This window comes from Streptomyces flavofungini, assembly GCF_030388665.1.
Classification (GTDB): Bacteria; Actinomycetota; Actinomycetes; order Streptomycetales; family Streptomycetaceae; genus Streptomyces; species Streptomyces flavofungini_A.
In genome coordinates this window covers 3,523,387-3,548,210 of record NZ_CP128846.1, presented here as the reverse complement: position 1 = coordinate 3,548,210, position 24,824 = coordinate 3,523,387, and the positions used below count along the sequence as shown (strand labels likewise).

The following is a 24,824-nucleotide window of genomic DNA, read 5'->3' as shown; positions in this document are numbered from 1 at the left end:
CTCGCGCCCCGTTCGCACGGCCAGGGCCTCAACCACCGTGCTCGGCACCCCAGTTGACGGCACACGACAGCCAGTAGGCGTCGTGCTCCGTGAGCCCGGGCGGCCGGCCGGTGGCGACTGAGGCGTGAAGCAGGGGCACACACCGCGTGTGCGGGTCCGGCCCCTTTCCTTAAGTTTCCCCAGGAGAGTGCGCCATCGACGCGTCCACCAGCCCTCCGCCCACCGACCGGGCGCCCGCCTGCGCCGTCGAACTCGTCGGCATCACCAAGCGGTTCCCGGGCGTCGTGGCCAACCACGACATCCACCTCAGCGTCCGCAAGGGCACCGTCCACGCCCTCGTCGGCGAGAACGGCGCCGGCAAGTCGACGCTGATGAAGATCCTCTACGGCATGCAGAAGCCGGACGAGGGCACCATCGCCGTCGACGGCGTCGAGGTCGCCTTCAACAGCCCCGCGGACGCCATCAGCCGCGGCATCGGCATGGTCCACCAGCACTTCATGCTGGCCGACCAGCTGACCGTCCTGGAGAACATCGTGCTCGGCAGCGAGAAGCTGTACGGCATCGGTGCCGGGGCCCGCCGTAAGATCACCGAGATCTCCGACCGCTACGGCCTCGGCGTGCGCCCCGACGCCTACGTCGAGGACCTCGGCGTCGCCGACCGCCAGCGCGTGGAGATCCTCAAGGTCCTCTACCGCGGCGCCACCACGCTGATCCTCGACGAGCCCACGGCCGTGCTCGTGCCGCAGGAGGTCGACGCGCTCTTCGACAACCTGCGCGAGCTCAAGTCCGAGGGCCTGTCCGTCATCTTCATCTCGCACAAGCTCGGCGAGGTCCTCTCCGTCGCCGACGACATCACCGTCATCCGGCGCGGTACGACGGTGGGCACGGCGATCCCGTCCGAGACCACCCCGCGCCAGCTCGCCGAGCTGATGGTGGGCAGCGAGCTGCCGACGCCGGAGACCGCGGAGTCCACGGTCACCGACCGGCCCATGATCGCGGTCGAGGGCCTGAAGCTGCTCGCCGAGGGTGAGTCGGGACGCGCCCTCCTCGACGACATCTCCTTCACCATCCACGAGGGCGAAGTGCTCGGCCTCGCGGGCGTGGAGGGCAACGGCCAGACCGAACTCATCGACGCCCTCATCGGCCTCAAGCACGCCGACTCCGGCGTCATCAGGATGGCCGGCGAGGACATCACCGACTGGGCGACCCGCAGGCGGCGCGAGGGCGGCGTCGGCTACATCCCCGAGGACCGCCACCGCCACGGCCTGCTCCTGGAAGCCCCGCTCTGGGAGAACCGCATCCTCGGCCACGTCACCGAGAAGCCCAACAGCCGCGGCTTCTGGCTCGACACCAAGGGCGCGCAGGCCGACACCCGGCGCATCGTCGAGGAGTACGACGTCCGTACGCCCGGCATCGACGTCACCGCGGCCTCCCTGTCCGGCGGCAACCAGCAGAAGCTGATCGTCGGCCGCGAGATGAGCCACAAGCCGCGCTTCCTGATCGCCGCCCACCCCACCCGCGGTGTGGACGTCGGCGCGCAGGCGCAGATCTGGGACCAGATCCGCGAGGCGCGCCGCGAGGGCCTCGCGGTGCTCCTGATCTCCGCCGACCTGGACGAGCTGATCGGCCTGTCCGACACCCTCCGCGTGATCTACCGGGGCCGGCTCGTCGCGGACGCCGACCCGGCGACGGTCACCCCGGAGGAGCTGGGCTCGGCGATGACGGGCGCGGCCTCAGGACACCTGGAGCACGTCGAGGACGGCGAGGACGGCGAGGCCGAGGAGGCCGAGGAGGCCGACTCCGGCGCCGCCGTGGCCGGCGCCCCCGCCGACGCAACCGAAGAAGCCGCCCCGGAGGACGAGGCCCGATGAAGAAGTTCGACAAGGAGCGGGTGCTCCTCGCGGTGGCCGGACCGGTCATCGCGCTCATCGCGGCCGTCGCCCTGACGTCGGTCGTGCTGCTCGCCTCGGGCAAGAACCCGATCGAGCCGTACAGCCTGATGTTCGAGCAGGCCGGGTTCTCCGACGTCCAGGTCCTGATCATCAACCAGGCCGGGATGTACTACCTGGCGGCCCTCGCGGTGGCCATCGGCTTCCGCATGAACCTGTTCAACATCGGTGTGGACGGCCAGTACCGGCTCGCCGCGATGGTCACGGCTGTCGTCGGCGCCCATGTCTCGCTGCCGTCCGGGCTGCAGATCCCGCTGCTCATGCTGGTGGCGATGCTGACCGGCGCGTTCTGGGCGGGCATCGCGGGCGTCCTGAAGACCACCCGGGGCGTCAGCGAGGTGGTCGCCACGATCATGCTCAACGCCATCGCGACGAGCGTCATCGGCTACCTCACCCTCACCGAGAACTTCGGCGTCCCGGTCGGCAACAACCAGACCACCGGCGTCATGCACAGGTCCGGCTGGTTCCCCGGCATCTCCATGGGCGCCTCCGGCGAGATCTACGGCTTCGTGATCATCGCGGCCCTCGGCGGCGTCCTGTACTGGCTCGTCCTCAACCGCACCCGCTTCGGCTTCGACCTGCGCGCCACCGGCGCCTCGCAGTCGGCGGCCGCCGCCTCCGGTGTGAACGCCAAGCGCATGGTGCTCACCGCCATGCTGATCTCGGGCGCGGTCGCGGGCCTCGCGGGCATGCCGATCCTGCTCGGCGACGTCCACACCTACAGCCTGAGCTTCCCCACCGGCCTCGGCTTCACCGGCATCACCATCGCCCTGCTCGGCCGCAACAACCCGGTCGGCATCGCGTTCGCCGCGCTGCTCATCGCCTTCCTCGACAAGGCGTCGCCCGCTCTCGACTACGCCCAGCCGGTGGCGTACGACAAGGAGATCGCGGTGATCATGCAGGGCCTGATCGTGATCGCGGTCGTCGTCTCCTACGAGGCGGTGCGCCGCTGGGGCCTGCGCCGCCAGCAGCAGCGCGTCGGTGAGGAACTGGCCGCCGCGGCCCGAGCCACCGGTGGCGACAACGGCAACAAGGGCAACAACGGCAACAACGACTCCGTGAAGGAGGTGGCTGCCCGATGAGCACGGCAACCGTCACCAAGGCCGCGCCCGCGACCCCCAAGCCGGGCCGCCGCCGCATCTCGCTCCCCGTCCTGCTGCTGATCATCGCGGGCGTGCTGGTCCTCACCTCCGTGGTCCGGCTCATCACCGACGCCCACGGCATCACCTCCACCGGCCAGATGTCCGGCGCCCTGCGCCTGGCCGTGCCGATCGGCCTCGCGGGCCTCGGCGGCCTGTGGGCCGAGCGCGCGGGCGTCGTCAACATCGGCCTCGAGGGCATGCTGATCCTCGGCACCTGGTTCGGCGCCTGGGCGGGCTACCAGTGGGGCCCGTGGGTCGGCATCGTCTTCGGCGTGCTCGGCGGCGCGATCGGCGGCCTGCTGCACGCGATCGTCACGGTCACCTTCAACGTCAACCACATCGTCTCCGGTGTGGCCCTGAACATCCTCGCCCTCGGCACCACCCGCTACCTCTCCACCTTCGCCTTCGAGGGCGTGGAGGGCGGTACGTCGAAGCAGTCGCCCGGCGTGGAATCCCTCGGCAAGTTCTCGGTGCCGGGGCTCTCGGACTGGCTGCACGACCTCAACCAGAAACACTGGTTCCTGGTGTCCGACATCGCGGGCCTGCTCGGCGGTCTGATCACCGACGTGTCGCCGCTGACCCTCATCGCCGTCGCGATGGTGCCGCTGAGCTGGTTCATCCTCTGGCGCACCGCGTTCGGCCTGCGCCTGCGCTCCTGCGGCGAGAACCCGATCGCCGCGGAGTCGCTCGGCGTCAACGTCTACAAGTACAAGTACGTGGCCGTCATCGTCTCCGGCGGCCTCGCGGGCCTCGGCGGCGCGTTCCTGTCCCTGGTCGCCTCCAACATCTACCTGGAGGGCCAGACCGGCCAGCGCGGCTACATCGGCCTCGCCGCCATGATCTTCGGCAACTGGATGCCGGGCGGACTCGCGCTGGGCGCCGGTCTGTTCGGTTACACCGACAGCCTGAAGCTGCGGGGCGGCGGCACGAATGTCCACGCCCTGCTGCTCCTGATCGCCATCCTTCTTCTCATCGGCGCGGCCTACCTGATCTGGCGCAAGCGCTACGTCCCCGCGGTGGTCACCGCGGCGGCGTCGGCGCTGATGTTCCTCTGGTACGGCCTCACCGACGAGGTGCCGAACCAGGTCGTCACCGCCACGCCGTACGTCGTCACGCTGCTGGTGCTCTCGCTCTCCGCCCAGCGGCTGCGGATGCCGAAGGCGGACGGGATGCCGTACCGGAAGGGACAAGGGAAATGACGCACTCTGCCGAGGAGCGGGGACAGTGACCGCCGCCGCGGACGTCGACTGGGACGACCTGCGGGAGGCCGCGCGCGAGGCCATGTCCCGTGCGTACGCGCCCTACTCGGGCTTCCCGGTCGGCGCCGCGGCCCGCGTCGACGACGGCCGCACGGTGACCGGCTGCAACGTCGAGAACGCCTCATACGGCCTCGGCCTGTGCGCCGAGTGCGGCCTGGTCTCCCAGCTCCAGTTGACCGGCGGCGGCCGACTCACGCACTTCACCTGCGTGGACGGCAAGGGCGACATCCTGATGCCGTGCGGCCGGTGCCGTCAGCTCCTGTACGAGTTCGGCGGCGCCGGGCTCCTGCTTCAGACCTCGTCCGGGGTGCGGTCCCTCGGCGACATGCTGCCGGACGCGTTCGGTCCCGAGCGTCTGAACTGACACAACAGGGCAAGGCCTCCGCCGAGTTGGCGGGGGCCTTGCCGCATCCTCGCTCTATGCGCGTAGAGTCGTGCTCGACGCACGCCGGTCACTGACGACCGGCACCGCCGGAAGGGATTTCTGCCATGGACGTAATCTCCGTCATCCGTACGAAGCGGGACCGGGGCGAGCTGAGCGACGAGCAGATCGACTGGGTCATCGACGCGTACACGCGCGGCGCCGTTGCCGACGAGCAGATGTCTGCCCTGGCCATGGCGATCCTCCTGAACGGCATGAACCGCCGTGAGATCGCCCGCTGGACGGCGGCGATGATCGCCTCCGGCGAGCGCATGGACTTCTCCTCCCTCTCCCGCCCCACCGCCGACAAGCACTCCACGGGCGGCGTCGGCGACAAGATCACCCTCCCCCTCGCCCCGCTGGTCGCGGCCTGCGGGGCGGCCGTGCCGCAGCTGTCCGGGCGCGGCCTCGGCCACACCGGCGGCACCCTCGACAAGCTGGAGTCGATCCCCGGCTGGCGGGCGTTGCTCTCCAACGAGGAGATGCTGGACGTGCTGAACGGCGCGGGCTCCGTGATCTGCGCGGCCGGCGACGGCCTGGCCCCCGCCGACAAGAAGCTCTACGCGCTCCGCGACGTGACCGGCACCGTCGAGGCGATCCCGCTCATCGCCTCCTCCATCATGTCCAAGAAGATCGCCGAGGGGACGGGTTCCCTGGTCCTGGACGTGAAGGTGGGCACCGGCGCCTTCATGAAGACCCTCGACGACGCCCGCGAGCTCGCCTCCACGATGGTCGGCCTCGGCACCGACCACGGCGTCCGTACGGTCGCCCTCCTCACCGACATGTCCACCCCCCTCGGCCTCACCGCGGGCAACGCCCTCGAAGTCCGCGAGTCCGTCGAGGTCCTGGCGGGCGGCGGCCCCTCCGACGTCGTCGACCTGACCCTCGCGCTGGCCCGCGAGATGCTCGACGCCGCCGGGCTGCCGGACGCCGACCCCGCCAAGGCCCTCGCCGACGGGTCCGCGATGGACGTCTGGCGCCGGATGATCTCCGCCCAGGGCGGCGATCCGGACGCGGCCCTGCCCGTCGCCCGCGAGACCCACACCGTGGTGGCCCCCGCCTCCGGCGTCCTCACCCGCCTCGACGCGTACGACATCGGTGTCGCGGCCTGGCGCCTGGGCGCGGGCCGGGCCCGCAAGGAGGACCCCGTCCAGGCGGGCGCGGGCGTCGAGCTCCACGCCAAGCCGGGCGACTCCGTCGTGGCGGGCGAGCCCCTCCTCACCCTGCACACGGACACCCCCGAGCGCTTCGAGTACGCCCTGGAGGCCCTGGCCTCCGCGTACGACGTCTCCCCGACGGGAACCCGGTTCGACCCCCGCCCCACGATCCTGGACCGCATCAGCTGACGCCGCCCCACCCACCCGCCCGGAGGGAGAAGAAGGGCGGGTGGGTGGGGAAAAGCCCGTCCGGCGATCGAGGACGAGCGCGAAGCGCGATCGGCGGGGGCTGTCCCACCCGCACGGGACGTCCTTGGGGCCGGCGCGCGAGCCACCGCACGGGACGTCCTTGGGGCCCGCGCGTGAGCCACCGGCGTCCCCCAAGGCGGGACGCCAGGCTATTCCGGGAGCAACCGCCCCCGCCGCCCCAGCAGGAACTTCTTGAAGGCGGCCACCGGCGCCGTGTCGGGGTGGCCCTCCAGCCAGGCCACCCCGATCTCGCGGACGGCCCGCTGGCCGGTGACGGTGAGTTCGACGACGCCGGGACGGGCCACGGCGGGCGGCGGCAGCAGGGCCACGCCGAGCCCGGCGGCGACCAACCCCCGTAGCGTCTCCGCTTCCTCGCCCTCGAAGGCGATCCGCGGCCGGAACCCGGCCTCGGCGCACAGGTCGTCGGTGATGCGCCGCAGACCGTAGCCGGGTTCGAGGGTCACGAAGGCCTCGTCGGCGGCCTCGGCGAGGCGGACCCGCTTGCGGGAGGCGAGCCGGTGGTCGTCGGGCACGACGAGGCGGAGCCGCTGCTCGTCGAGGCGCCGGGCCACGAGCCCGGGCGCGTCCGGCACGGGAGAGGTGAGACAGAGGTCCAACTCCCCGGCCCGCAGCCGCTCCAGCATGGCCTCGCCATAGTTCTGCACGAGACTGAACCGCACCCGAGGATGATCCGCGCGAAAGGCCCGGATGAGCCCGGGCACGGTCTCGGACCCCATGGTGTGGAGGAACCCGAACGCCACCTTCCCGGTGGCGGGATCCGCGTCGGCCCGCACGGACTCGGCGGCCCGCCCCACCTCGGCGAGCGCCCGCTCCGCGGAGGCCAGGAAGGTCCGTCCTGCGGGCGTCAGCGACACCGTACGACCGTGCCGGGCGAACAGGTCGACGCCCAGGTCCTGTTCGAGCCGGACCATGGCGCGCGACAACGTGGACTGCGGCACCTGAAGCTCCCGCGCGGCCCGCGTGACGTGCTCCGTCCGGGCCACCCCGGCGAAGTACGCGAGCCGCGGAGCGAGCAGCCGCACGATGTGAGCTGTGTCCTCTGTGTCACTGTTCTGCGACAGACGAGCGCCTGACCTCTGCTGATGCTGCATAGGAACGATTATGGCGATTCCATGCATTGGACGCATGAGAATCGTGGTCGTACGTTCGTGGCATGCCTCCTGCCAGTAGCGGGGCGTCCGCCACCCACGCGGTCGCCCTCACTCCGTCGTCCCCCGACTCCGATCCCCTCAAGTCCACCGAGTCCACCACCCCGCACGACACGCGCATGGCACCGGGAGGCCCCGGCTTTCGCCGCATGAGCTTCGCCCTCTTCCTGGCGGGCGTCGCCACCTTCGCGCTCCTGTACTCCACCCAGGCCCTGCTCCCGCTGATCTCCGCCGACCTCGGCGCGAGCGCGTCCACGGCGAGCTGGACGGTGTCGGCGGCGACCGGCGCGCTCGCCCTGTTCGTGCTGCCGCTGAGCGCCCTGTCGGAGCGGTACGGGCGGCGCACGCTGATGACGGTCTCGCTGACGGTGGCCGTCGCCGTGGGCCTGCTGGTCCCGTTCGCGCCGAACGTCGGCGTACTGATCGCGCTGCGCGCCGTACAGGGCGCCGCCCTCGCCGGACTCCCGGCGTCCGCGATGGCCTACCTCGCCGAGGAGGTCCGCCCCAAGGCGCTGGTCGCCGCGATCGGCATGTTCGTCGCGGGCAACTCCATCGGCGGCATGAGCGGCCGCATCGTCACGGGCTGGGCCGCGCAGGCCTGGGGCTGGCGCTGGGCGCTCGCCGTGGTCGGCCTGCTCGCGGTCGCGGCCGCGCTCGCCTTCCGCGCGCTCCTGCCCGCCCCACGCCACTTCACGCCGGGCACGCTCAGCCCCAAGTCCCTCGCCCGCACGGTCCGTTCGCACCTGTCGAACCCGCTCCTGTGCCGCCTGTACGCGATCGGCGCGCTGTTCATGACCGTCTTCGGCGCGGTCTACACGGTGATCGGCTACCGCCTCACCGAGGGCCCGTTCTCCCTCCCGCAGGGCGTCATCGGCTCGATCTTCCTCGTCTACCTCGTCGGTACGGTGTCGTCGGCGGCGGCCGGGAAGCTGGTGGCGCGGCTCGGCAGGCGCGGCGCCCTGTACCTGGCCGTGAGCACCACCGCGGGCGGCCTGCTCCTGTCCCTTTCCACCTCGCTCGGCCTGGTCCTGCTCGGCCTGGTCCTGATCACGGCCGGCTTCTTCGCGGGCCACGCGGTCGCGTCCTCGTCGGTGAGCCGCACGGCCACCACGGGCCGCGCCCAGGCCTCCGCCCTCTACCAGTCCGCGTACTACGTGGGCTCCAGCGTCGGCGGCACCCTCGGCGCCATGGCCTTCCACGCGGGCGGCTGGGGCGGCACGGTGAGCCTCGGCATCCTCGCCGTCCTCGGCGTCGTGTCGATCACGCTGTACGGGAGCCGGGTGGCGCGCGTGGAGCGGGTGACGGCGGCCCGCACCGCCTGAAGCGCCCCGCCCCATACCGCAACCAACCCCTGTGAGCTGCCGTTTTCACCGCTCCCCAGGCCATTGTCAGTGGGCTGCGGTAGCTTCCGAGGTGCTGGGACTTCCGTAGCCGCTACGACACGGGCACACACGGACACACACGGGCACGCAGAGGCACAGGGGTGGGCTGGGATGAGTGACAGCGCGACGGTCGAGCTGGACGCCGGACTGGAGAAGCACCGCGTCGAGCTGACGGGGTACTGCTATCGCATGCTGGGCTCGGCGTTCGAGGCCGAGGACGCCGTGCAGGACACGATGGTCCGCGCCTGGCGCAGCTTCGACAAGTTCGAGGGCCGCTCCAGCCTCCGCTCCTGGCTGTACCGCATCGCGACGAACGTCTGCCTGGACATGCTGAACGCGGGCAACCGCCGCGCCCGCCCCATGGACCTCACGGCCTCCACGCCCCTGGCCCAGGCGGCCCTGACCCCCCGCGCGGACAACGTCTGGCTGGAGCCCATACCGGACGGCCGGGTCCTGCCCACCCTCGGCGACCCCGCCGAGGCCGCCGTGGCCAAGGAGTCGGTGCGCCTCGCCTTCATCGCCGCCCTGCAGCAACTGCCCGCCAAGCAGCGGGCGGTGCTGATCCTGCGCGAGGTCCTGGCGTGGAAGGCCAGCGAGGTCGCCGAGCTGCTCGGCACGACGGTCGCGTCCGTCAACAGCGCCCTCCAGCGCGCCCGCGCCACCCTCGCCGAGCGCCCGGCCGACGACACGGCGACGTCCGACCCGCTGGACGACGAGCAGCAGAAGCTCCTCGACCGCTACGTCACCGCCTTCGAGGGCTATGACATGGCCGCCCTGACCGCCCTCCTGCACGAGGACGCGGTCATGACGATGCCCCCGTTCGACCTGTGGCTGCGCGGCCCGCAGGACATCACGGGCTTCATGTCGACCATGGGCGCCCCGTGCGAGGGCTCCCGGCTGCTGCCCGTCGCGGTCAACGGCACCCCCGGCTTCGCGCAGTACAAGCCCGACCCCGACAAGGGCGGGTACATGCCGTGGGCGATCCAGGTCATCGAGATCTCAGCGGGCCGCGTCGCCGGATTCCACTGCTTCCTCGACACCCAGCGGTGGTTCCCGCTCTTCGGGGTCCCCCTCCACCTCGACGCATAGCTCCGCGAGGCCGACGAGCCGGAGCAGCGCCCACAGGGCCGGGGTCGGGTCGCGCAGCCGCAGCCCCGTCCCCGCCCTGCGGGCGGCCAGTCCGAGCCGCGCCACCGCCTCCACGGTCACGAGGTCGGCGGTGGTCACGCCGCCCACGTCGCAGATCACCTCGGCGGCGCCGGACGCGACCACGACGGCGCGCAGGTCGGCGACGAGGCGGGGTATGTCGCCCTCACGGACGGGCCCGCTCATGACCAGCAGGTTCGGCGAATGTGCTTGGGAGACTGCCACGTTAGGGGGACCGCCCGCGCCCGCGGAACTCATCGGTGGGTCCCGGAACTCCTCCCGCGCCCGCCGGACCTCGGGCCCGCCCGGGCCGGTTCGGCCCAGCCCGCCACCGTCACCGACGCCCAGGGGCCGGTCCGGCAGGCCGACCCGCTGAGGGGAACGGGTCCCTCCGCAGGGCGGTACGCCGACTCAGCGCAGCGTCCTGCCGAAGCCGGAAGCCAACGGCATCCGTAACCCCAGCGGCGGCGGCGCGGCCAGCGCGTCCTCGACCGGCCGGGCGTACCGATGCCCGAAGAGCGCCCCCCGCACGAAGTTCGCGGCCAACGCCCGCACCTCATCGTGATGCTGACTGAGCCGGTGGCCGTCCGAGTGCACCTCGAACCGGCACACGTCCCGGTTCGCCTTCTTGGCCCGCTCGGCGAGCCGGAACGACAACTCGGGGTCGGTCCGCTCGTCATTGGTGCCGTGCACGATCATCACCTGCCGCCCGGCAAGCTGCTTCACCGGCTCCGGCGGCGCGGCCACATCGTCCTCGGGCAGCCAAGGCGCCAGCGCGAGAACGGAGTTGACGGCGGTGTGCGCGGCGGCCCGGAGCGCCGCGCGGCCGCCCATGTCGACGCCGACGAGACACACGGGCACGTCGCCGTAACGGCGGACGACCTCGTCGGCCGCCCACTCGGCGTCCCGCGCGAGCTGCGCCTCCGCGCCGTTCCAGCCGCCGACCCGGTAGTGCACGACGTGCGCCGCGAGCCCGTCGGCCTGCCCGGCCCGCGAGAGGTGCCGCCCGAGGGAACGTATCGCCGCGGCGGCGAAGGGGGACGGCTTGCGGGCGGACGTCTCGTGGCCACCGGGAAGGAGCAGCGCCACCGCGCTCGTCGTCGAGGGGCGCGTGCCGACCACACGCCCGAGCCTGGCCGTACGCACGGGACGGGACGTCGCTTGCTGTGCCATGGCAGAACAGTGTCAGAAGTCATGGTGTATGCCACCTGTCCGCAGGGTCACTGTTACATATCGACCCAGTGAGTTCTACGCGCGTAGGAGTTAGAGTGCGGAAATGACGAGCCAGACCAGCAAGATCAGCGCAGCGAGCGGCCGCCCGGGGCGCCCGGGCCACCCCGGCACCCCTGACTCGGAGCAGATCCGCCGCGCCCCGAAGGTCCTCCTCCACGATCACCTCGACGGCGGCCTGCGCCCCGGCACCATCGTCGAGCTGGCCCGCGGATGCGGCTACGAGGGACTCCCCGAGACCGACCCCGACAAGCTCGGCGTCTGGTTCCGCGACGCGGCCGACTCCGGCTCCCTGGAGCGGTACTTGGAGACGTTCGCCCACACCTGCGCCGTCATGCAGACCCGCGACGCCCTGTTCCGCGTCGCCGCCGAGTGCGCCGAGGACCTGGCCGAGGACGGCGTCGTCTACGCCGAGATCCGCTACGCCCCCGAGCAGCACCTGGAGGGCGGCCTCAGCCTCGAAGAGGTCGTCGAGGCCGTGAACGACGGCTTCCGCGAGGGCGAGCGCCGCGCCAAGGCGAACGGCCACCGCATCCGCGTCGGCGCGCTCCTCACCGCCATGCGGCACGCCGCCCGCGCCCTGGAGATCGCCGAACTCGCCAACCGCTACCGCGGCCCCGGCCCCCGGAGCGGAGTGGTCGGCTTCGACATCGCGGGCGCCGAGGCCGGCTTCCCTCCCACCCGCCACCTGGACGCGTTCGAGTACCTGAAGCGGGAGAACAACCACTTCACGATCCACGCGGGCGAGGCCTTCGGCCTGCCGTCGATCTGGCAGGCCCTGCAGTGGTGCGGCGCCGACCGGCTCGGTCACGGCGTGCGCATCATCGACGACATCGAGGTCGCCGACGACGGCACGGTCCAGCTCGGCCGCCTCGCCTCCTACGTCCGCGACAAGCGGATCCCGCTGGAGCTGTGCCCCAGCTCGAACCTGCAGACCGGCGCCGCGACCTCGTACGCCGAGCACCCCATCGGCCTGCTCCGCAAGCTGCACTTCCGGGCGACCGTCAACACCGACAACCGCCTGATGTCCGGCACCAGCATGAGCCGCGAGTTCGAGCACCTGGTCGGCACCTTCGGCTACACGCTCGACGACATGCAGTGGTTCACCGTCAATGCGATGAAGTCGGCGTTCATTCCTTTCGACGAACGCCTCGCCATGATCAATGACGTCATCAAGCCCGGCTACGCCGAGCTGAAGTCCGAGTGGCTCTTCCGCCAGACGGTCTCGACCAGCGGGTCCGCCGACAGCTAAGCGGATTTTGTACGTCAACACGGCGGTCGGGAGCAGTAACTCCCGGCCGCTTTTGACTGTTTGCGGGCTGTACCAGCGGGTGCTTACCGTCGAGCCCCGCTCAACGCCCCCGTCATCAAGGACGCATTCAACATGAAGCAGTCTGCCGTCAAGACCCTCGGTGTCGCCGCCCTCGGTGCCGCCTTCGCCGCCACGGGCGCCGGTGCCGCGAGCGCCGCGGCCGGACCGGACGCCGTGGGCGTCCTGGGCACGGTCGCCTCGACGCTGCCGCTGGAGGAGACCGCCCAGAGCCTGCCCGACGGGGCCCCCGAGGCCCTGGCCGCCGGACACAGCGCCCTCCAGAGCGGCCTGAAGTCCGCCCAGCCCACCACCGACAAGCTCCTCCCGCTCGGCGACGGCGCGGCCGACCGCGCGCTCGCCACCAAGGCCGCGCCGAAGCCCGCCGACCCGGTCAAGGGCCTGCTCGGCGGCGTCCCCGTCGCCCAGGGCCTGGGCACCAACGCCCTCCCCACCGACACGGTGACCGGCGCGCTGCCCACGAACGCCCTGCCCACGAGCGCGCTGCCCACCCAGGGCCTGCCGCTCGGCAGCCTCCCGGTCCAGGGCCTGCCGCTCGGCTGACCCGGACCACCGGCACACACACGACGGGGCGCACCCTTCTCGGGGTGCGCCCCGTCGCCCTGCGCGGGTCCTGTCCGTGCCGTACGCGGGTGGCGTACCGGACGGCTGCCGCCGTCACCAGGCAGTCTTCGCCTTGTTCTCGCTCGGGAACACGATCCACAGGGCGATGTAGAGCAGGAACTGCGGTCCTGGCAGCAGGCAGGACAGCACGAACGCGACGCGCACGGTCGTGGCGGACCAGCCGAAGCGGCGGGCGATGGCAGCGCACACGCCGCCGATCATGCGGCCGTCGGTGGGGCGGACAAGGGCGGACATGGGGGCTCCTCGTGGACCGTGGTCGGATGCGGGGCGGGAGGCTTCGGCTTGTCGTCGCCTCGATACACCCCACGGTAGGTCCGTGAAACGGGCAAAGCGTCACGCTACGGAGCGATGCCGACCCTGGGAATCTTCGGGGTCGCCCCCTGAGGGGCATCCTCCCTGAGGCGGGCCGCACGGGGCCGCGCGGAGGAGCGGCGCCTGCGCAGCCGGGCCCGCGCCGCGGGCACCACGGCGACATGGGCGAGCGCCACGCCCAGTGTGTTCAGGAGCAGCGAGTCGACGTCGACGACCTGACCCGGCACCCCGGTCTGCAACAGCTCGATGCCCAGCGACAGCAGGGCGCCCGCCGCGACCGTGCGGGCCAGGGACGCCAGGCGCGAGACGTCGAGCCGCCCCCCGACCAGCGGGAGCAGCACCCCGAGCGGCGCGAGCAGCAGCAGCGCCCCGCCGATCTGCCGGGCCGCCTGCTCCGGGCCGCGCGCCAGGTCCGCCTTGATGCCGGCCAGCGGCTCCAGGTTCGCGGCGCTCACCCAGGGCACGTCCAGCGGGCGCAGCGTGATCCACGCGACGACCAGGAGATGCGCGGCGAGGAGAACCCCTCCCGCCGCGCGAAAGCGAATGGCGGCACCGCGCCCGCCCGAGCCTTGACGCACGCCCCCCAAGACGCCCCGGGCGGCGGGATCGGTTCCGCAGCCGCCCGGACTCCTGCGCACGGGGGCGGGACGGCCCCCGGCCCCTCAGGACAGGACCGCCCGGACGGACGCTAGGAATCCAGCGACTGTGACGGTGGCGACACCGTGCCGGGGCGGGCCCGCACGGCCTGGGTGCACTCGTAGCGGTTCAGCCCTGTCCCGGCGGGGCCGCCGAGGACGACCGAGCCGTCGCCGTCCGACGCCGCGCTGTCCGCGTACGTGCACACGATCTGCGCGAGCGCGTGCGAGGAGAGGCTCTGCGGGCGGGTGCTCAGCCGCAGCGCCTCGTCCGGGTCGCCGCGCTGGGGGCCGGTGACGGTCATGCCGCGGCGCACGTCGGTGGCGTAACCGGCCTGCTTGGCGGCCTGGGACGGCGGTGCCGACAGCTCGTCCAGGAGCGCCTGCGCGATCCGGACCCGGTCCGTGGACGCCTTCTCGGTGGGGATCCGCACCGTCCGGTCGACGACCACCAGCTGCGAGGCGCACACCAGGAAGATCTGCACGGGTACGCCGGTGGACTCGGCGCGCGCGGAGATGTCCGGGCCCGACGCCACGCACGGCACCCGCGAGGGCGCGGCCCCGAAGTCGGTCGGCACCTCCGTGGAGCGGATGCCGCAGCCCGCCAGCGTGGCGGTGAGCACGGCGGTGGCAACCGCGGCGCTCAGCCGTCGCCTGGTCATGTCGCTTCCTTGCCTTCCTCGGAGCGCTCCTCGCCCCGTTCCCCGTCGGCGTCCGCCTCGCCCTCCTGGTCGGGACCGGGCTCCGCCGTCAGCGGCGAGGCGTCCCGCGGCAGCCGCAGCGTGAACACCGCGCCGCCGTCCGACGAGTTGGCCGCGGTGATCTCGCCGCCGTGGACGTGCGCGTTCTCCAGGGCGATGGAGAGCCCGAGCCCGCTGCCCTCCGACCGCGGCCGGGACGCGCTGGCCTTGTAGAACCGGTCGAAGACGTGCGGCAGTACGTCCTCGGGAATGCCGGGGCCGCCGTCCTTCACGGAGATGACCAGGCTGTCGCCGTCGAGGCGCACCGACACCTTCACCGGGGAGCCGCCGTGCTTGAGGGCGTTGCCGATGAGGTTGGCGAGGATCACGTCCAGGCGGCGCGGGTCCAGGCGGGCCATGATGCCGCGCTCAGCGTCCAGGTCGACGGCGTCGAGCCAGGCGCGGGCGTCGATGCACGCGGTGATCTGGTCGGCGATGTCGACGTCGTCGAGGACCAGGCGGGCGGTGCCCGCGTCGAAGCGGGTGACCTCCATCAGGTTCTCGACCAGGTCGTTCAGGCGCCGGGTCTCGCTGACGACGAGGCGGACGGCGGGCTCGATCATCGGGTCGACGGAGCCGGTCTCGGCGTCCAGCTCCTCTTCGAGGACCTCCGTGACGGCGGTGATCGCGGTCAGCGGGGTGCGCAGCTCGTGTGACATGTCCGCCACGAAGCGGCGGCTCGCCTCGTCGCGGGCGCTCATGTCCGCGACCTTCTTCTCCAGGTTCTCCGCGGTGCGGTTGAACGTACGCGACAGATCCGCGAGCTCGTCCGTGCCCGACACCCGAAGGCGCGTGTCCAGCTTGCCCTCGCCGAGCCTGCGCGCGGCCACGCCGAGGCGGTGCACCGGTTTCAGGACGGTCGTCGCGGCGGCCTGCGCGAGCAGCGCCGAACCGACGAGCGCGAGCGCCGTGGCGATGGCCAGGGACCAGCCGAGCGAGCTCAGGTCCTTGGCCTCCGGTTCGAGCGACTTGAGCATGTAGCCCGTCGGCCCGCCGCCGATCACCTTCGCCCCGCCCACCAGGTACGGCGTGCCGTGGTCCACGGTCCGCTGCCAGTACAGGTGGTACGGGCTCTTGTTGCCGGAGGAGACCGACTGCTCCTTCTTGACGGCGTCCCGCAGCGACTTCGGCACCTTGGCGAGCGTGAAGGCGTCCAGGTCGGAGTAGCCGTACACCTGGTCGCCGCTGGCGTTCTCGCTGATCAGGAGCACGCTGTAGCGCTGGCTGCTGTTCGCCATCTGCCCGGCCGCGGCCTGCAGCTCGTCCTGCGTGGGGTGCAGCGGCAGCGCGCCCGCGCGGGTCTGCAACTGCTGCCGGAAGTCCTTCAGAGCCGCGTCCTGCGCACGCGTCAGGACGGCCTCGCGGTTCAGCCAGTACGCGATGCCGGACGCGGACACGGCGGCGGTCAGCGCCACCAGCGCGAACACCACGACCAGGCGCAGCCGCAGACTGGTGAAGCGCAGGCCGGACAGGAGCGCCTTGCGGGCCGCGGGAAGGCCGCGGAGCTTGTCGTGCGGTTTGGTCACTGAGGCGTGTCCAGCCGGTATCCCACGCCGCGCACCGTACGGATCAGCGTCGGCGAGGACGGCACGTCCTCCACCTTCGCGCGCAGCCGCTGCACGCAGGCGTCGACGAGCCGCGAGTCGCCGAGGTAGTCGTGCTCCCACACCAGACGCAGCAGCTGCTGGCGCGACAGCGCCTGCCCGGGCCTGCGGCTCAGCTCCAGGAGCAGCCGCAGCTCCGTCGGCGTCAGCTGCAGGTCCTCGCCGTTCTTCGTCACCGTCATCGCCGCGCGGTCGATCACGAGCGAACCGAACGTCGCCGCGTCGTTGGCCTCGCGCTCGCCACGGCGCAGCACGGCGCGGATACGAGCGTCGAGCACCCGCCCCTGCACGGGTTTCACCACATAGTCGTCGGCCCCGGACTCCAGGCCCACGACCACGTCGATGTCGTCGTTGCGCGCGGTCAGCAGGATGATCGGCAGCTGGTCGGTGCGCCGGATGCGACGGCACACCTCGAAGCCGTCGATGCCCGGCAGCATCACATCCAGCACGATCAGGTCCGGGCGCTGCTCGCTGAGCAGCTTCAGACCGTCCTCGCCGGTGGCAGCGGTGGCCACCCGGTGACCCTGGCGCGTCAGCGAAAGCTCCAGGGCCGTCCGGATGGCGTCGTCGTCCTCGATCAGCAACAGGGAAGGCACAAACGTCATTCTGTCCCATGGTGCGGGCCCAGTTCGACTGTTGGCCGGGGTCTCACACCGCACCCACACGAGTAAGGGGAGCCCTTTCGGTGCCACGAGGCCTGTTGCAGGCCTGTGACAGTCGGGGGACACCGCCATGAAGTGGGCCGGGCAGAGTTTTGGTCACACGGAAATCCCAGACTCCACGACGGGGGGCGCGAGATGAACACGCTGCACAGCACCAGCTCAAGCGCAGTTGTCACGCGTCTGCACGACGTCCACCGGAGTTCTGAGAAGCACGAGAAGTCCGGTGCCGTGAGCGGGCGGGGGTGCGCTCGCGGCACCGGGCGTCAGCACACCGCTTACATGACGGTGGTTGACGCGCTCAAGGGCGGCGGTGACGGGGGAGCTCACGGGGGAGCCGCGTACAGGGAGGTCTCGGGGGAGCGGACGCAGGCCCGGACGGTCAGCGAGGACGCCGAAGCGGCGTTCACCGCGTACGTCCAGGAGCGCCGCGCCTCCCTGTACGCCACCGCCTACCACCTGACCGGTGACCGGTTCGAGGCCGAGGACCTGCTGCAGAGCGCCCTCTTCTCCACGTACCGCGCCTGGGACAGGATCAGCGACAAGGCCGCCGTCGGCGGCTACCTGCGGCGCACGATGACGAACCTGCACATCAGCGCCTGGCGCCGCCGCAAGCTCAACGAGTACCCGACCGAGGAACTGCCGGAGACGGTGGGCGACACGGACGCGATGCGCGGCACCGAGCTGCGCGCCGTGCTGTGGCAGGCCCTGGCCCGGCTGCCCGAGCTCCAGCGCACCATGCTGGTCCTTCGTTACTACGAGGGCCGCACGGACCCGGAGATCGCGGACATCCTCGACATCAGCGTGGGCACGGTGAAGTCCAGCATCTGGCGGTCGCTCCGCCGGCTGCGTGAGGACGAGGTCCTCAGCTTCGGCCGTGACCAGGAGGAGTCCTTCGGCGAACTGGTCGCCTGAGGACGGGGGGACACGGGGCCGCCGCTTCGGGGGAAGCGGCGGAAGCAGTGGATGGGGGCCCACCCGGGGGAACTGGGGGGTGGTGGGACCTCATGGGGGAACGGGTCCACGGGGGACACGGGGACCTACGGGGGAAACGGGGGAAGAACAGACAGCGGGACCGGAAGGCCGGGGGGTCTTTCCGGGCCCGCTGTTTGGCGTCGGCGCGGCACCGGCGCGACGCGTGCCGTGCTCAGGCGGCCGCGCGGGCCTTGACGCAGCGGCCCGCCGCGGCGGCCGCGAGGCGGCCGAGGGCCTCCTCCTTGCCGCAGGGGTGCGCGCCGAGCGCCGTCTGGCGGGCCACGATGGAGCGCTCCGCGCGCATCAGGCGCCAGCCGCGGCGCAGCAGGAACGGCACGGACTTGCGGCCCTCGCGCAGATCGCGCAGGAGCCGGCGCCGGAACGTCGTCGAGGGGCGGCCGCGCAGGCAGATCGCGTCCGCGAGCACGCCCATCTCACGGCAGCGGTCCACGATGTCGGCGGCGAAGATGCCCTCCGCGATGAACAGCGGCGTGCGCTCGATGTCGAGGGCCTCCTCGCCGACCCGTGCGCTCGTCGAGATGTCGTACACCGGGACCCGGGTGCGGCCGGTGCGGCACAGCTCGCCGATCGCGGCGAGGGCGACGTCGGCGTCCCAGGACAGCGGGGAGTCCCAGTCGATGTCCGAAGTGCCGGCGACCTGAGGCAGCGACGGGTCGGTGCCTTCCTTGTAGAAGTCGTCGAGGCACAGCACGGGCAGTCCGGTGCGGGACGCGAACGACGACTTGCCCGAGCCGGAGGGGCCGGCGAGCAGCACGACTCGGGTGGGTATCGGGGGATGGGAACCCAATGCTGTGAACCTTTACACCTGGGATTTTGCTGAGCGTGGTCGGGATTCATTATCAACCGACGCGTGAGGAGTGCACAGACACCTGCGGCAGGCGGCTTCGCGAGCACTTAGTTGCAGGTTTGCCAACCGAGTGCGAAGATCGCAAGTGAATGATCCGCACGACCCCCGGGGGGCTTCCTCATGGACCCGCAGACCGCAGCCGCTCAGCTCGCCACCGCCGAGCGGGCGCCCGCCCTCAACCGGCCCGCCCTGGCAGGTGAGCGGGTGGCGGGAGTGGTGTCCGCGATCGCCCTGTTCGGTGCCCTGTGGGGGGCCGCCGAGCGGCGAGTGCCGCTCGCGGTCGGCATCCCCGTGTGCCTGGCGGGCCTCGCGCTGGTGGCCGGCTGGAACTACTTCCACCGCGAGCGCGCCCTGCGCCGCCCGCACACCCGCGTCGAGAACGGCCTCGGGACCGCGGCCGGATTCCTGCTGGGGCTCCCGGCGGGCAACGTCCTGTGGGACACCCCGGAATCCACCGTCGGCATCGTGGTCCCGGCCGCGACGTGCGCGCTGACCCTGCTCGGCTACCTGGTCTCCCGGTGGAGGGCCTGATGAGCACGGAAGGACAGCACCGGCAGGCGCTGACCACGCTGATGCACTCGCCGGTGCGCCTGGCCGTGCTCGGCACCCTGCGGCGTGTGCAGAACGCGTCGTTCGCCGACCTGTGCGAGGCCCTCGAACTGGATTCGCCGGAGCTCTCGCGGCAGTTGCGGGTCCTGGAGGACGCGGGCGTGGTGGAGCTCGCCAAGCTGCGCGGCGGCCAGGGGCGCCGGGTCCGGACGTTCGTGCGCCTGTCCGACGAGGGGCGCGTGCGCTTCGAGGAGTACCTGACGCATCTCCGGGCCCTGGTCGGCGAGAGCTGACGGGACCACTGGGCGGAAAGGGGGCGCGGCCCGGTGGCCGCGCCCCCTTTCGTCGGCGCTGTCGTCAGTGCCGGATCGGACGTCCGGTTTCAGCCGGTCTCAGCGCGTGGCGGTCAGGCCCACGGGGTGGCGCACCAGACGGCGTAGGTGCCGAGCGAGGCCGCGAGGCCCGCGACGCCGCCCTTGACGCCGACCTTGATGCCGCGCTTGGCGGCCTCCTTGATGATCAGCTTGGCCGCGTCCGTGAAGTGCTTCTTCTTCAGCTTGGCGGTGATGGCCGCGGTGGCGCCGCCGAGGCCGCCGAGGCCGACGCCCTTGAGCAGGCACGAGGTGTAGCTGCCGTAGGCGCCCACCGGGATGTCGCCGTTGAGCTTGGCCTGGATCGCGTCGGCGAACTCGGCGCCGAACTCGGCCCGGGTCTTGGCGTGGTCGAACTCACCGTCCGCGTTGAGGACGGCGCCGTTCTCCAGCGCCTGGAGGTAGCGGGCCAGCTCGTCGATCTGCTCGGCGGTGGGCTCGTTGTCGATGCCGTTGTTCTGGGCCGCGGTGCCGGTGTTCCCGGGCTCGGGCGCCTCGGTGGCGTTCGCGGTGCCGATGCCGGTGAAGGCGACGGCACCGGCCACCACGGTGGAAATCACAGTCGTGCGAAAGCGCAGTGCGCTGCGGTTCACGTACAGTCCTCAGTGCGTTGTATGCGCACGAGGTGAGGCCCGGTGATGCTGTCGTGGCCTGCGAAACCTGATGGCATCGCCGGCCTCCCCCCGTGCATCGTCAAAAATCCCGAATTGGCCTGGACCACCCGGGATGGGCGTGAAAGACGTTAACGCCCCTCAGGTGTCAGTTCAATTCTGCGTAAAGTGAGGCCTCTCACGGGCGGTCTGTGGAACGCCCGAGGTCAGCGCCGCGTCGTGGGTGGCGTCGTGACCGGTCGTGAGCTCGGGCGGGCCGTCAACTGCCGGGCGAGGGCGCCGTCTTCCCTCCGGACCCCGGCCGGGCCAGGTGATGGAAGGCGACCTCGGGGTTCGCGGCGCTCGGACCGTCCAGGACCGGCCGCGGCCGGCCGCGCAGGTGCTGGTCGAAGAACGCCCCGACGTAGGCCCCGGTGATCGCCGCCGCACGGCGGCCCGGCAGCCCGTCCGGAGTGTCCTCGCCCAACTGCCCGGCCAGCGGCGCCAGATCGGTGAAGGCGAAGTGGTCCGCCCCCGCCACCCGCAGCCAGCGCTTCCAGCCGCTGAGCCGGTCCCAGGCGGCCTCCCACACCTTGTCCCTGCCGCTGTGGTCCTCCGCCGTGCCCATCATCAGCACCGGACGCCCCGACAGGTCCGAGCCGGGACCGGTCTCGACGAACGGCCCGTCCAGGTTCGCCGCGGCCCGCACCCGGGCGTCGCCCGCCGCGGCCGCCGCCGCGCCCGCGCCGCCGAGCGAGTGCCCGGCCGTGCCGACGCGCTTCCTGTCGATCAGATCCGCGTGCCGCCACGCGGGCCGGGCGCCCGTCAGCCGGTCGAGGACGAAGCGCAGGTCCTCGGCGCGGCCCTGCGCGGCGGCCCCCACGGTGCTCTCGTCGATCCGCCCGCAGGCCGCGCACGGCAGGACGCCCCGGCCGGGGAACCGCACGCCCACGGCCTCGTAGGCGTGGTCGACGACCGCGACGACGTACCCCCGGCTCGTCAGCTCCTCGGCCAGGCCCGTGAGAGTGGTGCCGGGCACGGAGGAGCCGGGCGAGAGGACCACCAGGGGGTACGAGCCGGGGGCGGGGCGCGCGCCCGTGCGGGTGTGGGTGCGGGTGCCGCTCAGGACCTCGGCCGGGACGCCCTCGATGCCCCGGTCCTCCAGGAAGAGCCGGGCGCCCTCCACGCTCATGTACGACGCCGGGACGCCGGTGCCCTTCCGGGCGGGGTGGTACAGCGACACCATCAGCTCCCGGTCGCCGGACTCCGGCACCCACGGGTCCTTGCGGCTGTGGTCCGTCAGGTGCAGCGAGGTGCGGCCGACGGCGTGCGGGCCGGTCGGCTGCGGCAGGCGCAGCCGCGGGCTCGGGACCTCGGAGCGGGGGAGCGCGGGCCGGGCGTCCGCGGTGCCGATCGTGCTGCCTGCGCTGCCCGTGCTGCCTGCGCTGCCTGGGCTCGCGGTGCTGCCTGGGCCTGCGGTGCTGTCCCGGGCGGCCGCGCGCGCGGGGGCCGGGGCGGCTTCGGCACCGGTGGCGAGGGCCGTGGCCCCGCCGGTGAGGGCGCAGGTGAGGAGGGCGGCGACGGCCCTGCTGCGGCGTGACTTCATGGGTGGGCTCCTTGTCTCACGGCCGCACTCGTTCGCCGCGGGCGGCCTCGGCGGCTTCACCGTAGGAGCCGGGACCGGCCGGGCGAGTCCCGCCGGGGAGCCAACTCCTGGCGTGGCTCCCGGGAGCCAGTCGGCCCGCGAAGATCCGTCGGACAGGCCCTGCCTAGCCCTGCCCGCCGCCCGGTACGACAAGGCCGCTCTCGTACGCGAAGACCGCGGCCTGGGTGCGGTCGCGCAGCTGGAGTTTGTGCAGGATGCGGCCCACATGGGTCTTGACCGTCTCCTCGGCGACGGTGAGCGCCGCGGCGATCTCCGTGTTGGACAGGCCCTGCGCGATCCGCGCGAGCACCTCCGTCTCCCGGCTCGTCAGCGCCTCGACCCGGGCGCCGGAGGCCCGCACCGGGCCGGTGCCCAGGCGCGCGAACTCCGCGATGAGGCGCCGGGTCAGGTCCGGCGAGAGCAGCGCGTCGCCGCCCGCCACCACGCGTACGGCCTCGGCGAGTTCGACGCCCGAGGCGTCCTTGAGGAGGAAGCCCGCGGCGCCCGCGCGCAGCGCCTCGTACACGTACTCGTCGAGGTCGAAGGTCGTCAGGACCAGGATCCTCGGGTGGGTGTCGGAGCGCGCGGTGATGCGGCGGGTCGCGTCGATGCCGTCGACGCCGGGCATGCGGATGTCCATCACGATCACGTCGGGGCGCAGCTCCGCCGCGAGGCGCACGGCCTCCGCGCCGTCCGGTGCCGTCCCGACGACCTCGATGTCCTGCTGCGCGCCGAGCAGGACCGAGAACGCGTCCCTGACCATCGCCTGGTCGTCGGCGATCACCACGCGGATCGTCATGCGGGGGAGTCCTTGTCGGTGCGGGAGGAGGCGGGGGGTGGTGGTGCCGGGGCGGTGCGGGTGGGGAGGGCCGCGGTCACTTCGTACCCACCCTCCGGCGTGGGGCCCGCGGCGAAGTCGCCGTCGAGCATGGTGACGCGCTCCCGCATGCCCGTGAGGCCGTGCCCCGCGCCCGGCGAGGGCGGGGCGGTCCCGGCGGCCGGGCCGTTGGTGACGCGCAGGGTCAACGTGCCGCGACCGTAGCCGAGTTCCACGGCCGTGGGGGCGCCGGGGGCGTGCCGGAGCGTGTTGCTGAGCGCCTCCTGCACGATGCGGTACGCCGACAGCTCCACGCCCGGCGGGAGCGCGCGGCGCGCCCCCGTCACGCGCGCGGACACCGGCAGACCGGCGGCCCGGACCTGCGACAGGAGGGCGTCGAGCTGGTCGAGGGAGGGCTGCGGGGTGGTGTCGGCCGGGGCGCCGTCGGCGGCTTCGGCGCGCAGCAGGCCGAGCAGCCGGCGCAGCTCGGCCAGGCCCTCCAGGGCGTTGGCGCGGATCGACGCCAGCTCCGTGACCAGTTCGCGCGGCGGGTCCTGGACGCGGTAGGGCGCCGCGTCGGCCTGGATGGAGATCAGCGACATGTGGTGGGCCACCACGTCGTGCAGCTCCCGGGCGATGCGGGCGCGCTCCTCCAGGACCGTGCGCCGCGCCCGCTCCGCCGCCGTCGCCTCGATCTGCTCGGCGAGGCGGGCGCGGTCCTCGCGGCGGCCCCTGCGGATCGCTCCCGAGAGGAGGGCGGTCGCGTACAGCGCGGTGCCGGTCGCGACCGTCGGCCAGGAGCCGACGCCCGCGCCGAGCAGCTTCAGGGCCGCCCCCAGGGCCGCGCTCAGGGCAGTCGCCGTCGCCGCCGGGAGCGGGGGGACGCGCAGGGCGAGCAGGAACAGGGTGCTCGCGTGCACCACCCACGCCCACACCTCGTTGTCGTGCGTCGGTGGGTGCCCGAGGGAGATCGCCGCGAAGCAGGCGAGGGACAGCCAGAACGCGGGGGCCGGTCTGCGCAGGGCGAGCAGCAGCGTGGCCGCGTGGGTCACCGCCAGGAGCCGTGCCGTGAGGTCGGCGCCCGTCGCGGAGAGTGCCAGGGCGGCGAGGCCCACGAGGGTGTGGGGGAGGTAGCGGAGGGGGCGGGGCCAGGTGAGTGGGGGGAGGGGGCGAGGGGTGAGGGTGAGGAGGGCTTTGAGGTGGGTGGGGTTCGTGGTGAGGCGGGCTGTGACGGTGGTGGCGGGCACGGTGAGCGTCCTTCGGGCGGGCGTGGTCGTTGCCGGTGAGCCCGGTGGTGGTGACGCTATGCGACCGCCGGGGTGGTGTGCGTCCCGCTCAGGGGCGGTTTCGGGGGTGGCTCTCTGGGGGGAGGGCGGGGCCGGGGCGGGCTGTTGGCGGGAGTTTGCGGGGGTTTGCGGGGTGGTGGGGGGCAGGGTGGTCTTTGATATGCGAGGGCCGGTTCAACTACTCTTCGTGCACGCTCGATTACTTACGTATGTTCCGTAGAGGCGGTCCCATGGCTCGAAACCCTGCACGTGACTCGGCGCGGCACGCGGCGTCGAAGACTTCCCCCGCGGCCCGGGCGCTGCTTCGCGCGGGGCTCGGCGTCTCCGTGGCGGGGGCGGCGTTGGGGCTCGGGAGCGGGGTCGCCGGTGCGGCGCCCGCGGTGGTGCCTGCGGCGGGGCTGGCGACGCCCGTCGGGGAGGTCGACCCGGGCAGCGCCGGTAACGCGCTTGTCGACGGGTTGCATCGGGCTACCGCCGGGGGGTTGGGGGCCGCGAAGAACCTTCGGCTCAATCCGTTGGCCGGGACGGGGGTCGATCCGCTCGACAACGCGGTGGGGACGCAGGTGGCCGACTTCAAGCCGGTGTCCACGGCCATGGCCACGGGGCCGTTGACCCAGGGTGGGTCGTTGGCGGAGATGCCGGTTGTGGGGTCGGTGGTGGGTGTGTTGCCGGGGTAGGGCCCTGCCGGGGGCTCCCCGATCCCGCCCCTTCCCGA

Annotated in this window: 26 protein-coding genes; 13 read left to right on the top strand and 13 right to left on the bottom strand. The window is 72.5% G+C overall.

The genetic code is table 11. The features are described 5' to 3' along the window. The first annotated feature begins 194 nt into the window (after positions 1 to 194). The 5 genes from QUY26_RS14295 (at position 195) to QUY26_RS14275 (ending at position 6,117) form a co-directional block, all read left to right on the top strand. Entirely contained in the window at positions 195 to 1,871 is a 1,677-nt protein-coding gene (locus QUY26_RS14295; protein WP_289955706.1) for an ABC transporter ATP-binding protein, read from the top strand. Next, the gene (locus QUY26_RS14290; protein ID WP_289946609.1) at positions 1,868 to 3,031 is read left to right on the top strand and encodes an ABC transporter permease; all 1,164 of its coding nucleotides are present in this window, start codon (positions 1,868 to 1,870) and stop codon (positions 3,029 to 3,031) included. The genes QUY26_RS14295 and QUY26_RS14290 overlap by 4 nt, the downstream gene beginning before the upstream one ends. Next, on the top strand, positions 3,028 to 4,290 hold the full coding sequence (locus QUY26_RS14285) for an ABC transporter permease (protein ID WP_289946608.1): 1,263 nt from the start codon (positions 3,028 to 3,030) through the stop codon (positions 4,288 to 4,290). The genes QUY26_RS14290 and QUY26_RS14285 overlap by 4 nt, the downstream gene beginning before the upstream one ends. Before the next feature lie 25 nt (positions 4,291 to 4,315). Further along, a complete protein-coding gene (locus tag QUY26_RS14280) occupies positions 4,316 to 4,714 on the top strand; it encodes a cytidine deaminase (RefSeq protein ID WP_289946606.1) in 399 nt (132 codons plus the stop codon). A 125-nt stretch (positions 4,715 to 4,839) separates the two neighbouring features. Then, entirely contained in the window at positions 4,840 to 6,117 is a 1,278-nt protein-coding gene (locus QUY26_RS14275) for a thymidine phosphorylase (protein WP_289946605.1), read from the top strand. A gap of 209 nt (positions 6,118 to 6,326) precedes the next feature. On the opposite strand, the gene QUY26_RS14270 is transcribed toward QUY26_RS14275, so the two are convergent. After that, positions 6,327 to 7,289 (bottom strand): LysR family transcriptional regulator, encoded by a 963-nt coding sequence (locus QUY26_RS14270; RefSeq protein ID WP_289946604.1) that lies wholly within the window; start codon positions 7,287 to 7,289, stop codon positions 6,327 to 6,329. A 62-nt stretch (positions 7,290 to 7,351) separates the two neighbouring features. Here QUY26_RS14270 and QUY26_RS14265 point away from each other — a divergent pair, with 62 nt between their 5' ends. After that, complete coding sequence (locus tag QUY26_RS14265; RefSeq protein ID WP_289946601.1) at positions 7,352 to 8,668, top strand: MFS transporter; 1,317 nt, start codon at positions 7,352 to 7,354, stop codon at positions 8,666 to 8,668. A gap of 171 nt (positions 8,669 to 8,839) precedes the next feature. Beyond that, complete coding sequence (locus tag QUY26_RS14260; RefSeq protein ID WP_289946599.1) at positions 8,840 to 9,817, top strand: sigma-70 family RNA polymerase sigma factor; 978 nt, start codon at positions 8,840 to 8,842, stop codon at positions 9,815 to 9,817. Here QUY26_RS14260 and QUY26_RS14255 read toward each other — a convergent pair. Beyond that, positions 9,728 to 10,060: an STAS domain-containing protein gene (locus QUY26_RS14255; protein ID WP_289946597.1), complete on the bottom strand. Its 333-nt coding sequence runs from the start codon at positions 10,058 to 10,060 to the stop codon at positions 9,728 to 9,730. The two genes, QUY26_RS14260 and QUY26_RS14255, sit on opposite strands and share 90 nt — an antisense overlap. A 225-nt stretch (positions 10,061 to 10,285) precedes the next feature. Beyond that, the gene (locus tag QUY26_RS14250) at positions 10,286 to 11,047 is read right to left on the bottom strand and encodes an alpha/beta hydrolase (RefSeq protein WP_289946595.1); all 762 of its coding nucleotides are present in this window, start codon (positions 11,045 to 11,047) and stop codon (positions 10,286 to 10,288) included. A gap of 103 nt (positions 11,048 to 11,150) precedes the next feature. On the opposite strand from QUY26_RS14250, the gene QUY26_RS14245 reads away from it, so the two are divergent. Further along, positions 11,151 to 12,356, top strand: coding sequence for an adenosine deaminase (locus QUY26_RS14245; RefSeq protein WP_289946593.1), 1,206 nt, complete (start codon positions 11,151 to 11,153; stop codon positions 12,354 to 12,356). A 132-nt stretch (positions 12,357 to 12,488) separates the two neighbouring features. Continuing rightward, positions 12,489 to 12,977, top strand: a complete 489-nt coding sequence (locus tag QUY26_RS14240) for an ATP-binding protein (protein WP_289946591.1) — start codon at positions 12,489 to 12,491, stop codon at positions 12,975 to 12,977. Positions 12,978 to 13,091: 114 nt separating this feature from the next. On the opposite strand, the gene QUY26_RS14235 is transcribed toward QUY26_RS14240, so the two are convergent. The 5 genes from QUY26_RS14235 to afsQ1 form a co-directional block, all read right to left on the bottom strand. Continuing rightward, complete coding sequence (locus QUY26_RS14235) at positions 13,092 to 13,292, bottom strand: PspC domain-containing protein (RefSeq protein WP_289946589.1); 201 nt, start codon at positions 13,290 to 13,292, stop codon at positions 13,092 to 13,094. 104 nt (positions 13,293 to 13,396) lie between these two features. Next, positions 13,397 to 13,948 carry a VanZ family protein gene (locus tag QUY26_RS14230; protein WP_289946588.1) on the bottom strand — a complete coding sequence of 184 codons (552 nt, stop codon included), beginning with the start codon at positions 13,946 to 13,948 and terminating at the stop codon, positions 13,397 to 13,399. Between the two features lie 110 nt (positions 13,949 to 14,058). Continuing rightward, entirely contained in the window at positions 14,059 to 14,667 is a 609-nt protein-coding gene (locus tag QUY26_RS14225; protein ID WP_289946587.1) for a hypothetical protein, read from the bottom strand. After that, a complete protein-coding gene (locus QUY26_RS14220; RefSeq protein ID WP_289946586.1) occupies positions 14,664 to 16,271 on the bottom strand; it encodes a sensor histidine kinase in 1,608 nt (535 codons plus the stop codon). Before QUY26_RS14220 ends, QUY26_RS14225 begins: the two co-directional genes overlap by 4 nt. Further along, positions 16,268 to 16,945: a two-component system response regulator AfsQ1 gene (afsQ1, locus tag QUY26_RS14215; RefSeq protein ID WP_037659607.1), complete on the bottom strand. Its 678-nt coding sequence runs from the start codon at positions 16,943 to 16,945 to the stop codon at positions 16,268 to 16,270. The genes QUY26_RS14220 and afsQ1 overlap by 4 nt, the downstream gene beginning before the upstream one ends. A 201-nt stretch (positions 16,946 to 17,146) precedes the next feature. On the opposite strand from afsQ1, the gene QUY26_RS14210 reads away from it, so the two are divergent. Then, positions 17,147 to 17,923, top strand: a complete 777-nt coding sequence (locus tag QUY26_RS14210; protein ID WP_289946585.1) for a SigE family RNA polymerase sigma factor — start codon at positions 17,147 to 17,149, stop codon at positions 17,921 to 17,923. 232 nt (positions 17,924 to 18,155) lie between these two features. Here QUY26_RS14210 and QUY26_RS14205 read toward each other — a convergent pair whose 3' ends face one another. After that, on the bottom strand, positions 18,156 to 18,791 hold the full coding sequence (locus QUY26_RS14205) for a uridine kinase family protein (RefSeq protein ID WP_436840327.1): 636 nt from the start codon (positions 18,789 to 18,791) through the stop codon (positions 18,156 to 18,158). A gap of 180 nt (positions 18,792 to 18,971) precedes the next feature. On the opposite strand from QUY26_RS14205, the gene QUY26_RS14200 reads away from it, so the two are divergent. Both QUY26_RS14200 and QUY26_RS14195 read left to right on the top strand, forming a co-directional pair. Continuing rightward, positions 18,972 to 19,382, top strand: a complete 411-nt coding sequence (locus QUY26_RS14200) for a hypothetical protein (RefSeq protein WP_289946583.1) — start codon at positions 18,972 to 18,974, stop codon at positions 19,380 to 19,382. Next, complete coding sequence (locus QUY26_RS14195; RefSeq protein ID WP_289946578.1) at positions 19,382 to 19,693, top strand: winged helix-turn-helix domain-containing protein; 312 nt, start codon at positions 19,382 to 19,384, stop codon at positions 19,691 to 19,693. Before QUY26_RS14200 ends, QUY26_RS14195 begins: the two co-directional genes overlap by 1 nt. Positions 19,694 to 19,806: 113 nt before the next feature. Here QUY26_RS14195 and QUY26_RS14190 read toward each other — a convergent pair whose 3' ends face one another. The 4 genes from QUY26_RS14190 to QUY26_RS14175 form a co-directional block, all read right to left on the bottom strand. Next, the gene (locus QUY26_RS14190; protein ID WP_289946577.1) at positions 19,807 to 20,364 is read right to left on the bottom strand and encodes a hypothetical protein; all 558 of its coding nucleotides are present in this window, start codon (positions 20,362 to 20,364) and stop codon (positions 19,807 to 19,809) included. A gap of 277 nt (positions 20,365 to 20,641) precedes the next feature. Further along, complete coding sequence (locus QUY26_RS14185) at positions 20,642 to 21,967, bottom strand: alpha/beta hydrolase family protein (protein ID WP_289946575.1); 1,326 nt, start codon at positions 21,965 to 21,967, stop codon at positions 20,642 to 20,644. Positions 21,968 to 22,130: 163 nt separating this feature from the next. Next, entirely contained in the window at positions 22,131 to 22,805 is a 675-nt protein-coding gene (locus tag QUY26_RS14180; protein ID WP_289946572.1) for a response regulator, read from the bottom strand. Next, positions 22,802 to 24,070 (bottom strand): sensor histidine kinase, encoded by a 1,269-nt coding sequence (locus tag QUY26_RS14175; protein ID WP_289946570.1) that lies wholly within the window; start codon positions 24,068 to 24,070, stop codon positions 22,802 to 22,804. Before QUY26_RS14175 ends, QUY26_RS14180 begins: the two co-directional genes overlap by 4 nt. Before the next feature lie 269 nt (positions 24,071 to 24,339). Between QUY26_RS14175 and QUY26_RS14170 the strand changes: the two genes are divergently transcribed. Beyond that, a complete protein-coding gene (locus QUY26_RS14170) occupies positions 24,340 to 24,786 on the top strand; it encodes a hypothetical protein (protein ID WP_289946568.1) in 447 nt (148 codons plus the stop codon). Positions 24,787 to 24,824: the final 38 nt, after the last annotated feature.